A 10,143-nucleotide genomic window follows, 5' to 3' on the forward strand; every position below is an offset into this window, starting at 1 on the left:
TTATTGGCAGTTCCGGTCGAAGGAACTGCAGTTCACAAATCCTTGAGCGCTATGGCCGGATCGCTGAGCCGGTCAGCGTCGATCTCCCGGCCCACCAGCCCGCGCAGGGTGTCATTGGAATCCCAGATGTTCACGTTCGCCGCAGCGGTGATTTCCGATCCGTCCTGCCAGAACATCAAGAACTCCCCGGATTCCATATCCCCGCGCACCACCGTCGTATCCCCGGGCGAACCATGCCCGACATATTCCATCCCGAGATCGAATTGGTCGGTGAAGAAGTAGGGCAGCCAGTCATAGGACCTTTCCTCCCCGGCCAGCGTGGCCGCGGCCAGCTTGCCTTGGCGAATCGCGTTATCCCAGTGCTCGACGCGCAGCTGCCTGTGCAATGCGGTGTTGAAGGCCTGGGCAATGTCCCCCACGGCTAGTATCCGCGCGTCGCTGCTGCGCAGCGAGGCATCCACCACGACGCCGGAGTCCACGTCCAGCCCGGCAGTCTCGGCCAGCTGCACATTCGGCTGCGCACCCACGGCCAGCAGCACCAGGTCGGCACGCGAGGAGCCCGCATCGGAAAGCACCTGCAGGTGCCCGTCGGCTTCTTCGATGCCGTGCACCCGTGCAGTGCGCACATCCACGCCATGGGACTGGTGCAGCTCCAAGAGGTGATTTCCAAGCCGTTCGCCGAACACCTTGGCCAACGGGACCTCGGAGGGCGAGTAGACAGTCACCCGTGCCCCGCGCTGGCGGGCGGCTGCCGCCACTTCCATGCCGATCCAACCCGAACCCACCACAGCCACCTGGGCGCCCTCGACCAGTTCTGCACGCAGGGACTTCGCATCGTCCAAGGTGCGCAGCACGTGCACTGCGGGCAGGTCGTAACCGGGTATCGGAGTTAGGCCGCCCAGGCTGGCCCTTGAACCGGTGGCCAGCACCAGCTGGTCGTAGTCCAGTGCGCTGCCATCGGCCAGCAGCACCTGCCGCTTGGCGGTTTCGATGCTGGTGGCGGCGACGCCCAGACGCAATGCGACATCATGGCTTGCGTACCAGGACGCGTCATGGACGGTGAAGTCCGCCGGTTCCTCCTTGCCCTGCAAGAACCCCTTGGACAGCGGCGGGCGCTCATAGGGCAGCTGCGTTTCCTCGCTGACCAAGCTCAGCGCCCCGGTGTAGCCGAGCTCGCGCAGTTCGCCAACAACGCTCGCGGCGGCCAGGCCGCCACCAAGGACAACGATCGATTCCATGCTGCACCCCACTGCTCAACGACGATGTACTTTGATCCTCACACCCCATGGCCAGCTTGGCAACCTCTGGCCAGTTCACTGCCGGGAAAAGGAGAAACCGGCGAGCGGGCCGCTGCCTGCGGCCAGCTCGCCGGCTGTCAGTCATCCGCCTGCCCCGGCGGCTGCTAACGCTCGCCGTCCTTCTTCCGGCGCCCCCGGTCTGCGTTCTCCTCGCGGCGGCCAAAGGCACCCCGGGTGCGCGTCACCCGGTAGTCGATGCGGTCATCGACGTAGCGGCGCAGCTCCGGCTGGTCTTCGAGCGTGGCCCACAGCTCGTCGGAGACGTGCTCGGTGACCCGCTCGAGGCGGAGCTTGGCCTCGATGATCTCCAGCGTCTTGCTCTCGTGGCGCAGCCCCTTGATGGTCGCCACCGCCATCATGATCATGATGATGCTGAAGGGCAGCGCCGTGGCCAGCGAACCGGCCTGCAGCGCCTGCAATCCGCCAGCCATCAGCAGCGCCGCGGCGAGCAAGCCCTCGAGCACCGCCCACAGCACGCGGGACCAGGTCGGCGGGTTCGGGTGCCCGCCGGAAGCCAGCATGTCCACCACCAGCGACCCGGAGTCCGAGGAGGTGATGAAGAAGATCGCCACCAGGATGATTGCCATCACCGAGAGGATCGAGCCCAATGGCAGGTCCTGCAGGATCTGGAACAGCGAGCCCTCGGCGGAAACCGCCCCGTCCTGGACCATGTCCCCCGCTCCGAAGAACTGGCGGTACAGCCCCGCGCCGCCCATCACGGAGAACCAGAGGAAACCGACGATGGTCGGCACCAGCAGCACGCCCAAAACGAACTGGCGCACGGTGCGGCCGCGCGAAATGCGGGCGATGAAAATGCCCACGAACGGGGCCCATGCGATCCACCAGCCCCAGTAGAAGACCGTCCAGCTGGAGAACCAGGTCTGCGCTTCCTCGCTCTGCTGGAAGGCGCCGACGTCGAAGGTCATGTTCATCCAATTGGCCAGGTACACGCCCAGGGACTGCACGAAGTTCTGGAACAGGAACAGCGTCGGGCCCAGCAGCAGCACGCTGATCATCAGCAGCCCGGCCATGGACAGGTTGATGTTCGAGAGCCACTTGATGCCTGCGCCCAGGCCGCTGACCACGCTCATGGTGGCCAGGAAAGTGATCACGACGATGAGGATGACCAGCAGCGTGTTGTCCACCGAATCCACCAGCCCGATGGATTGCAGTCCCGAGCTGATCTGCTGCACGCCCAGGCCCAGCGAGGTCGCGATGCCGAAGACCGTGCCGAAGATGGCCAGCACGTCGATCACATCGCCCAGCCAGCCCTTGACCCGCTCCCCGAGCACCGGTTCCAGCGCCCATCGGATGGAGACCGGGCGGCCACGGCGGTGGATCGCATAGGCCAGGGCCAAGCCGATGACTGCGTAGATGGCCCACGGATGCAAGCCCCAGTGGATGAAGGTCTGGGCCATGGCCAAGCCCGCCAGTTCCCCTTCGGTGCCTTCCCATCCGGGCTTCGGGTCGACGGTGGCGTACATCAGCGGTTCGCCCACTCCGTAGAAGACCAGGCCGATGCCCATGCCGGCGGCGAAGAGCATCGCAAACCAGCTGAACAGCCCGAATTCAGGCTTCTCCCCGTCATTGCCCAGGGTGATCCGGCCCAGCTTGGAGAAGCCGACGACGATCACCAAAGCCACGAAGCCGCCGATGATCAGCATGTAGTACCAGCCCAGGTTCGTCACGATCCAGTTCTGCATCGCGTTGAACGTAGTGCTTGCGGTATCCGGCAGCACGATGGCGAACACGGCCACCGCGAGGATCACGACCAGCGCCGGCCAGAAGACCGCCGGAGCGATCCCGCCCTTGCCCAGGCGCACGCCCTGCCGGCGCAGCTTCGCGGTGATCTGCGCGTCGGTGTCATTTTCTGCAATATGCATATGCACCGGAATCGGCGCAGTATGCGGGGATGCCTCCGGCTCCGCGTCCAGCGGCCTTGGCAGCTCGCTGTTGGACTCCGCGGAGTCCGAGTCGTCGATTTTCTGGGTCATCGTCTCCAACCTTCCTTGCATTGTTGTCCTTCTGCTTTACACCCTTGTAGCTTGTGCGCCCAGAAGCAAGCTGATCTGCGATAAAAAGCTTGCGAAGCCGGGAATGGGAGTTTGCGCAAAGTCCTCATCGCCCCGGGCTAAACGTCTGGCGCAGCGGGTAGGGTGCGAAGTAACTCGCCAAGCACGCACCGGCGTGTGCCGGAAAACCAGCTAAGGAGCCAGCCATGCATACTTCCCGCCACCAAAGCACCGAAGCCGCTGAAGTCCCGGGCCGCTACGTGCTCGTCTTCGACCAGCCAGCTGCCGGCGCCCCTGGCCTGGCCCAAGTCCAACGCGACACCGAACTGCCCCAGCTGCTGGCCGAACAGGGCTACTCCACCAGCGAATACTTCCCGATGCTGGGCATCGCGGTGGTCTCCAGCGGCACCGAGCAGCTGGAGGACTTCCGCCAGCGCTGCGCCGGGCATCGGCTGCCGGCCTCGGTGGTGCCGGAACTGGTCTACCGGATTCTGCCCGATGCCGCCAAGGCCCCGGGCCAGTCCCCGTTCGCGGACACCGCGGAATTCACCTGGGGCCTGCAAGCGGTGGGCGCAGAGCTGTCCAGCTACACGGGCAAGGGAATCAACGTGGCTGTGCTGGATACCGGCTTCGACAGCGCGCACCCGGATTTCGCCGGCCGCACCGTGGATGCCAGGTCCTTTGTCGATGGCGAGGACGCCAACGACGGCCATGGGCATGGCACCCACTGCATCGGCACCGCCTGCGGTCCGCGCGACCCGCGGCAGGGACCGGGCTACGGGGTCGCCACCGAGGCCAATATCTTCGCCGGAAAGGTGCTGGGCAGCAACGGATCGGGCTCCGACTCCACGATCCTGGCCGGAATCAACTGGGCGCTGGAAAACAAGTGCGAGGTCATCTCGATGTCCCTCGGTGCCGACGTGAGAACCGTGCACCCGCCCTATGTCACCGCGGGCCGGCGCGCCCTGGAGCTGGGTTCGCTGATCGTGGCCGCCGCCGGCAACAACGCGCAGCGCTCCGCCGGGAACCCGGGGTTCGTCGGCGCCCCGGCCAACAGCCCCTACATCATGGCGGTGGCTGCAGTGGATTCGGCCCTGGCCATTGCCGATTTCTCGGCGCAGGCGCTGGATGCCCAGGGCGGCGCAGTGGATATCGCCGGCCCCGGCGTGGACATCTATTCTGCCTGGCCGGGAGAAAAACGCTACAACACGATCAGCGGCACCTCCATGGCCACCCCGCATGTGGCTGGCGTGGCAGCGCTGCTGGCCGAATCCACCGGGCTGCGTGCCCAGGAGCTGTGGGACAAGCTGCTGTCCACCTCCCGCGATATCCCGTTGCCGGCCGAGGATGCCGGTGCCGGGCTGGCCCAAGCCCCCGCCAGCACGGAAGGCCAATAGGATGTGCGGCGACACAGTGCATATCTATGTGATCACTGTGGTGGCCACGGTGGCCCCCGAGTCCATCGTTGATGAGCTGCAAGCCCGCGGACTGCAGGTTAAGCAAGTGCTCGCTGCCCTGGGCCAGATTATTGGCGAGGGCAGCGAGCAGGTGGCCGCAGCGCTGCGGGAGCTCGACGCGGTCGAATCGGTTGATGCCCAGCAGCGCTACCGGGCCATCGACGAGGGCAGCTAGCGCAGGATCACCGTGCGCTGCGCGCACCGCGCAAGGCCGGGCTATGGCACCGCTGGCGCGGCGAACTCTGCCATGGCATCGAGCAGCCAGCGCACGGCGTGCTCGGTGAACGAGGCACGCGGCATGATCCGCCAGCTCTGCTCGCCGGTGCGCCACAGCAGCACCGGAATATTCGCCAGCGAGGTGCTGATCGCCTGGTTCACGCCGAAGGCGCGCGGGTGCAGGTCCGCCGGGCAGCTCTTGCGCAGCACCAGCGGCGCATCCGGGCCGGAAAGTTCCAGCACGCTGCGGTTGGCCGAGAGGTCCACCACCTGCCCGGGCTGCTCGCCCAGGGCCGCGGTCAGCGCCCCGGCCAGCTCGGCGTTCTCCGCACTGGTGGCCAGGAACTCATCCGGCGCCAGCCACAGCACCGCGGTACCCGGCGCCTCGCCGGCCACCTGGCCCACCGCGGCGGGCAAGCCCACTCCGGTGGCCGCGGCCACCGCCGCATGCGCCGGACTGCCCGGCGCGCAGCGCAGCGAGATCTGGGTGGCGAAGGCGATTTCGCGCAGGCCCACGCGGCCGGCGATGCTGGCCGCTTCCATTTCCTGGGCCAGGTGCTGGGCCGGGGAACGGCGTACTTCGCTGTCAATCATGGTGTTGCTAGCCATCGCGACGGCTTCCTTCCGGGTCGTAGAGCACGGTTTCACAGACTTCGACGTCGACCAGCTGGCCGCCCACCGGGGTCTTGAGCACTTCGCCGATGCGGCTGCGCCCGTTCTTGATCAGCGCCAGGCCGAAGGTGCGTCCCAGCGCCGGCGAGTCGTAGAAGCTGGTGACCCAGCCTTCCATCGGGGTGATGCCCTCGGTGGCCATCGCGTCAGCGGCCACCAGCGCGGCACCCTCGGGCAGCCGCAGGGACTTGTCCACCGGCAGCACCGAGACCAGGTGCTTGCGGTCCTCCCGGAGGTTGTCCGCCCGGGAGTAGGAGCGGTTGCCGATGAAGTCCTTGACCTTGGAGACCACCCATTCCATGCCGGCATCCTGCGGGGTCACCGTGCCGTCGGTGTCCTGCCCGACGATGATGAAGCCCTTCTCGGCGCGCAGCACGTGCATGGTTTCGGTGCCGTACGGGGTGATGCCGTATTCCTGGCCGGCGGCGTACACGTCTTCCCAGACGCGCAGCCCGTGCCAGGCCGGCACCGCGATCTCGAAGGCCAGCTCCCCGGAGAAGGAAATGCGCGAGATGCGCGCTTCGATCCCGGAATCCAGCACCACGTCCTTGAAGGCCATGAACTTGAAGCCCTCGTTGGACACGTCCACGGTGGAGGCGACCTTGGCGATCACCTCGCGCGATTTCGGCCCGACCACCGCGACGGTGGCCAGCTGCTCGGTGACCGAGGTGCACACGACATCCAGCTCGGGCCATTCGGTCTGCAGCCACTCCTCCAGCCAGTCCAGCACGTCGCCCGCGCCGCCGGTGGTGGTGTGCAGCAAGAAGCGGTCCTGCGCCAGGCGCAGGGCTACCCCGTCGTCGAAGATCATGCCGTCGGCCTTGCACATCACGCCGTAGCGGCCCATGCCGACCTTCAGCTTGGTGTAGCCGTTGGTGTAGATGCGGTTCAGGAACTCGGCCGCATCCGCCCCGCGGATCTCGATCTTGCCCAGCGTGCTCGCATCGAGCATGCCCACCGAAGCGCGCACCGCGGCGGACTCGCGGTAGACCGCCTGGTCCATGGTTTCCCCCGGCTGCGGGTAGTACCAGGGGCGCTTCCACTGCCCGACGTCCTCGAAGGCCGCGCCGTGGGCCAGGTGCCAGGAGTGCATCGCGGTGATGCGCGCCGCATCCAGCTGCTGCCCGCGGTTGCGCCCGGCCAGGGCCGCGAAGGCCACAGGGGTGTAGGGGGCGCGGAAGGTGGTGGTGCCGATCTGCGCCGGGTTCTCGATGCCCAGCACCGCGGCGATCACGCCGATCGCCGCCACCCCGGAGGTCTTGCCCTGGTCGTTGGCGGTGGAGATCGAGGTGTACCGCTTGATGTGCTCCACCGACTTCATGCCCGCGCCGGTGGCGCGCAGCACGTCGGCCACGGACTGGTCGCGCTGCAGGTCCACGAAGTGGGCCGTGTAGTTCGCGGCGTCATCGCCCTTGGCCGATGGCACCAGCCAGACCGGACGGGTCTGGCCCAGCGCGGTCTCCAACGCCTGCGGGGTGCGGGCCACGGTGGCGAATCCTGCCGCGGTGGCAGCCGCGGCGCCGGTGGCGGCCCCGGTGGACAGGGCGCTGGCGGTATCCAGGCGCCCGGTCACCGCGCCGGCCAGGTGCTGGTTGGCCACCACGGCGGCCGGGACGAAGGCGTGGATGGTGGTATCCCAGTCCAGCTTGCCCTGGCGCTGGGAGTGCAGGTGCACCACCGGGTTGAAGCCGCCGGCCACGGCCAGCACATCGGCTTCGAAGCGCTGGGCGGCCCCCAGTTCGCGGTGCTCGTCGAGCGTTGCGACCACGATGGCCGACAGCTCGCCCTCGGCATCCGCTTCGGTATCCACCACCACCGAACCCGGGATCACGGTGACTCCCTCGGCCACGGCGGCCGCGGCGGCGGCCGAAATGTTCTGCCGGGCGTCGATCACGGCAACCACCCCGCCGCTGGCCGCCAGTTCGGCTACCAGCTCGTAGGCCGAGTCGTTGGTGGTGGCCACGGCGATCTTCTGCCCGGCGCGCACGCCGTAGCGGTTCAGGTAGCTGCGCACCGCGCCGGCGAGCATGATGCCCGGGCGGTCGTTGTTCTCGAAGACGATCGGGCGTTCGTGGGCGCCGGTGGCCAGCACCACCTGCTGGGCGCGGATATGCCAGATGCGCTCGCGGGATACCCCGGGCTGCGACGGACCGTCCAGGTGCACGGTGCGGCGCTGCGCGGCGATCAGGTAGTTCGCGTCGTAGGACCCGAAGACGGTGGTGCGCTGCAGGTGGGTGGTTTCTTCTGCTTCGGCCAGTTCGCCGGTGACCTGCTCGATCCACTGGCTGCTGTCCAGGCCGTCGATCTGCTCCCCGGCGGTGTCCAGCAAGGTGCCCCCGGCCTCGGCGCGCTCGTCGAGCAGCATCACCCGGGCCCCGGAGCGCGAGGCTTCGCGGGCCGCGGCCAGGCCGGCCGGACCGGCGCCGACCACCAGCACGTCGGTGTGCACGTGCACGTGGTCGTAGTAGGCCGGATCGGTGGCCGGGTCCAGCACGCCCAGGCCCGAAAGCAAGGTGGCGTCCAGCCCGTCGGTGACCGCAACGGTGGTGGCCGGCAGCATCGACTCGTCGATGTCCTGCTCATGCCGGGCGCCGACGGTGACCAGCGCGTTGGGTTCCTCGACCCCGGCGGCGAAGATGCCGCGCGGGCGGTCCAGGTACAGCGAGTTGCCGGCCTTGCGCAGCCCGTTGGCCAGCATGGCGCTGGCCACGGTGTCGCCGCGGAAAGCGGAGAGCTGCGCGCCGCCAATGGACAGGGCCAGTGGTTCCTCGCGGTTGATGCGGGCGCGGGTGCTCTGCGCTGCAGGCAGGCGTTGCGGCTTGCTCATCGGGTGCCTCCTTCGGCGCTGCGGATGTCGGTGGTGCTCAGTTCTGGGCGTGGTTCGCTGGCCTGGTAGATGGCCTTGAACTCGTAGGTGACGGTGTCGCGCAGGGCGTTGAACCACTTGCGGCAGCCGCCGGCGTGGACCCAGCGTTCGGCGAAGATGCCCTTCTTGTTCTGCCGGTAGAACAGGTAGCGGGACCATTCCTTGTCGCTCAAGGCGCTCGGGTCCGCCGGGTAGGCCACGTGGGCTTCTCCCCCGTACTTGAATTCGTTCTCATTGCGTGGCCCGCAGTTCGGGCAATCAATCAGCATCATGGCGGTTGCTCCTAGTGTGCGACGGCTGCGGCGCCGTGCTCGTCGATCAGGTGGCCGGTTTCGAAGCGATCCAGGCTGAACGGCTTGTTCAGCTCGTGCGGCTCGTCGTTGGCGATGGTGTGCGCCAGGGTGAATCCGGCACCCGGGGTGCCCTTGAATCCGCCGGTGCCCCAGCCGCAGTTCACGTACAGGTTCTGGATCGGGGTCTTGGAGATGATCGGCGAGGCGTCCATGGTGGTGTCCACGATGCCGCCCCAGGTGCGCAGCACATGCGCCCGGGCGAAGATCGGGAACAGCTCCACGGCCGCGGCCATCTGCTCCTGGATGACGTGGAAGGCGCCGCGCTGCCCGTAGCCGTTGTAGTTGTCGATGCCCGCGCCCATGACCAGCTCCCCCTTGTGGGCCTGGGAGACGTAGACGTGGATGTGGTTGGACATGACCACCGTCGGGTGCACCGGTTCGAACAGCTCGGAGACCAGTGCCTGCAGCGGGTGGGACTGGATCGGCAGTTCGAAGCCGGCCATTTCGGCCAGCACCGAGGAGTGCCCTGCCCCAGCCAGTGCGACCTTGCCCGCGTGGATGGTGCCGCGGGTGGTCTTCACGCCGGTGACCTTCTCGCCGTCCTTGATGAAGCCGGTGACTTCGCAGTTCTGGATGATATCCACGCCCAGCTCGTTGGCCTTGCGGGCGAAGGCCCAGGCCACGTGGTCGTGCTTGGCGATGCCGGCACGCGGCTGCCAGGTCGCGCCCATGACCGGATAGCGGATGTCGTCGCCGATGTTGATGATCGGGCAGGCTTCCTTGACCTGGGAAGGGTCCAGCCATTCGGCATCCACGCCGTTGAGCTTGTTGGCTTCCACGCGGCGCACGGATTCGCGCACGTCGCCCAGGGTGTGGGCCAGGTTCATCACGCCGCGCTGGGAGAACAGGAAGTCGTATTCCAGGTCCTCGGGCAGCTGCTCCCACAGCTTCAGCGACTTCTCGTAGATGCCCGCCGACTCGTCCCAGAGGTAGTTGGAGCGGATGATGGTGGTGTTGCGGGCCATGTTCCCGCCGGCCAGCCAGCCCTTTTCCAGGACGGCGACGTTGGTGATGCCATGGTTCTTGGCCAGGAAGTAGGCGGTAGCCAGGCCGTGGCCGCCGCCTCCGACGATCACTGCGTCGTAGGACTTATTCGGTTCCGGGTTGGCCCAGAGGAATTCCGGGTGCTCAGGCAGCAGATCAGCCATGGCTATTCTCCAATCTTCTTCAGGTTCGGGTACAGCGGGTGGGCCGCGGCAAGCTTCAGAACACGATCCTTCAGCTCCGGCAACACCGCCGCATTACCCTCAGCACCAGCAATCAACGCCT

8 protein-coding genes are annotated in these 10,143 nt (G+C 67.2%); 2 read left to right on the plus strand and 6 right to left on the minus strand.

The window, feature by feature from the left end; all coding sequences use genetic code 11:
* Nucleotides 1-32: 32 nt before the first annotated feature.
* Together EDF61_RS17000 and EDF61_RS17005 are read right to left on the minus strand one after the other, a co-directional pair.
* The gene (locus EDF61_RS17000; RefSeq protein WP_133834906.1) at nt 33-1,238 is read right to left on the minus strand and encodes an NAD(P)/FAD-dependent oxidoreductase; all 1,206 of its coding nucleotides are present in this window, start codon (nt 1,236-1,238) and stop codon (nt 33-35) included.
* 164 nt (nt 1,239-1,402) lie between these two features.
* Nucleotides 1,403-3,292 carry a BCCT family transporter gene (locus EDF61_RS17005; protein WP_133834907.1) on the minus strand — a complete coding sequence of 630 codons (1,890 nt, stop codon included), beginning with the start codon at nt 3,290-3,292 and terminating at the stop codon, nt 1,403-1,405.
* Between the two features lie 224 nt (nt 3,293-3,516).
* Here EDF61_RS17005 and EDF61_RS17010 point away from each other — a divergent pair, with 224 nt between their 5' ends.
* Together EDF61_RS17010 and EDF61_RS17015 are read left to right on the plus strand one after the other, a co-directional pair.
* Nucleotides 3,517-4,707 carry a S8 family serine peptidase gene (locus tag EDF61_RS17010; protein ID WP_133834908.1) on the plus strand — a complete coding sequence of 397 codons (1,191 nt, stop codon included), beginning with the start codon at nt 3,517-3,519 and terminating at the stop codon, nt 4,705-4,707.
* Between the two features lies 1 nt (nt 4,708).
* Nucleotides 4,709-4,942: a hypothetical protein gene (locus EDF61_RS17015; RefSeq protein WP_133834909.1), complete on the plus strand. Its 234-nt coding sequence runs from the start codon at nt 4,709-4,711 to the stop codon at nt 4,940-4,942.
* A gap of 41 nt (nt 4,943-4,983) precedes the next feature.
* Here EDF61_RS17015 and EDF61_RS17020 read toward each other — a convergent pair whose 3' ends face one another.
* The 4 genes from EDF61_RS17020 to EDF61_RS17035 are packed head-to-tail and all read right to left on the minus strand — an operon-like array spanning nt 4,984 to nt 10,022.
* Nucleotides 4,984-5,592, minus strand: coding sequence for a sarcosine oxidase subunit gamma (locus tag EDF61_RS17020; RefSeq protein ID WP_133834910.1), 609 nt, complete (start codon nt 5,590-5,592; stop codon nt 4,984-4,986).
* Complete coding sequence (locus EDF61_RS17025) at nt 5,585-8,482, minus strand: sarcosine oxidase subunit alpha family protein (RefSeq protein WP_133834911.1); 2,898 nt, start codon at nt 8,480-8,482, stop codon at nt 5,585-5,587. Before EDF61_RS17025 ends, EDF61_RS17020 begins: the two co-directional genes overlap by 8 nt.
* Entirely contained in the window at nt 8,479-8,793 is a 315-nt protein-coding gene (locus EDF61_RS17030; protein ID WP_133834912.1) for a sarcosine oxidase subunit delta, read from the minus strand. Before EDF61_RS17030 ends, EDF61_RS17025 begins: the two co-directional genes overlap by 4 nt.
* An 11-nt stretch (nt 8,794-8,804) precedes the next feature.
* Complete coding sequence (locus EDF61_RS17035; RefSeq protein ID WP_133834913.1) at nt 8,805-10,022, minus strand: sarcosine oxidase subunit beta family protein; 1,218 nt, start codon at nt 10,020-10,022, stop codon at nt 8,805-8,807.
* Nucleotides 10,023-10,143 lie beyond the last annotated feature (121 nt).

Origin of the sequence: Arthrobacter sp. JUb115 (genome assembly GCF_004365035.1) — a bacterium.
Classification (GTDB): Bacteria; Actinomycetota; Actinomycetes; order Actinomycetales; family Micrococcaceae; genus Glutamicibacter.